The sequence below is a fragment of the Spirosoma endbachense genome (assembly GCF_010233585.1).
Lineage (GTDB): Bacteria > Bacteroidota > Bacteroidia > Cytophagales > Spirosomataceae > Spirosoma > Spirosoma endbachense.
The window spans coordinates 2,754,270-2,755,390 of the sequence record NZ_CP045997.1 but is presented as its reverse complement, the minus strand read 5'-3'; the positions used below and the strand labels follow the sequence as shown (position 1 = coordinate 2,755,390).

Annotated in this window: 2 protein-coding genes; both read left to right on the top strand. The window is 50.0% G+C overall.

Features of this window, described 5'->3' with window-relative positions; translation table 11 throughout:
• Positions 1–459: 459 nt before the first annotated feature.
• Positions 460–798 carry a helix-turn-helix domain-containing protein gene (locus GJR95_RS10885; RefSeq protein WP_162385887.1) on the top strand — a complete coding sequence of 113 codons (339 nt, stop codon included), beginning with the start codon at positions 460–462 and terminating at the stop codon, positions 796–798.
• Between the two features lie 141 nt (positions 799–939).
• Positions 940–1,121 (top strand): hypothetical protein (locus GJR95_RS42065; RefSeq protein ID WP_232541150.1); only part of this gene is annotated, 182 nt, incomplete at its 3' end.

Sequence of the window (1,121 nt, the reverse complement as noted above, 5' to 3'; positions counted from 1 at the left end):
ATACCAACCTTTGTTTGGCCATCTATAAGCAGAATACGGTTGTTTATACAACCAATGCCACTGCTAACCACTGTCAGGTCAGCCCGGGTATTCAGTCTACCAGTCGGCTCTATGGTTTTCATCGACGCCCCTTCACCGTTTCCGTCCAGGCACCACTTGATCAAGTATGTATACTGTTCCACCCGGGTGCATTACGGGCATTTACCCACGAATCAATCGCCCAACTATGGCCAGTTTCCCCCGTTCTTGATCACCTATTCCCGGGGCATAGTCAGCAACTTCTAGAAAGCATCTTCAGTACAGACGACCTTTACCAACGAGCCAATAGGCTAGAGCCTTTTCTGCTGCAACGACTTGTACCTACCCCCATGCATCCCCTTATCAAGACGTCGCTTCGAGAGGTAAATACGGGTGACGCCGTACCCGTTGTTGGTCAACTGGCAGCAAGCTACCGCTTAAATGAATCGACCCTCTACCGGCTCTTTATGGACCATGTCGGCCAAAGTCCGAAGGCTTACACTCAAACAATCGACCCTCTACCGGCTCTTTATGGACCATGTCGGCCAAAGTCCGAAGGCTTACACTCAAACGGTGCGGTTTCGCCAGTCCCTAAACACGCTAATCACAACACCCAAGGAATCATTTAGCCAGGTAGCCTATCAAGGACTGTACTGTGATCAGGCACACTGGACGAAACATATCAAACGCCTAACCGGGTTGACCCCCAGCCAACTCCAACGTACGTCTCAAATTGAGCAGGGGCAACTGATTTGGGTTCCTAAACCTGCGCTCCGCTAAAGTAACTACTACGGATTGAGCTATTGCATCCTGCATGATTTGTACAAGACTAGGCCCTAATGCCTGCTTAGTTTTGTCCCGTTATGGTCGCTTGGCAGGTTACCTAACCGAGCCAATTAAGTTCTTTACGTGTCGATGCCTATGATTCGCTTTTCAGTAGTTTCACTACGGTTACTCATGTTGATGGGTTGGATATGCGGTTTACCTCCTCATCACAATCTAGTAGCCCAGTCAGTTCCTCTCGGGGTAGCTAGCTCGATCCGGTATGATTCAGCCGCCATCAGCCGAATTGCTGATTTTGGCCGGGTTTGGGGCGTGATTCG

What these genes read in the sequence shown, in the direction of transcription:
- GJR95_RS10885 (WP_162385887.1), top strand. Translation starts at nt 460, where the DNA reads ATGAATCGACCCTCTACCGGCTCTTTATGGACCATGTCGGCCAAAGTC.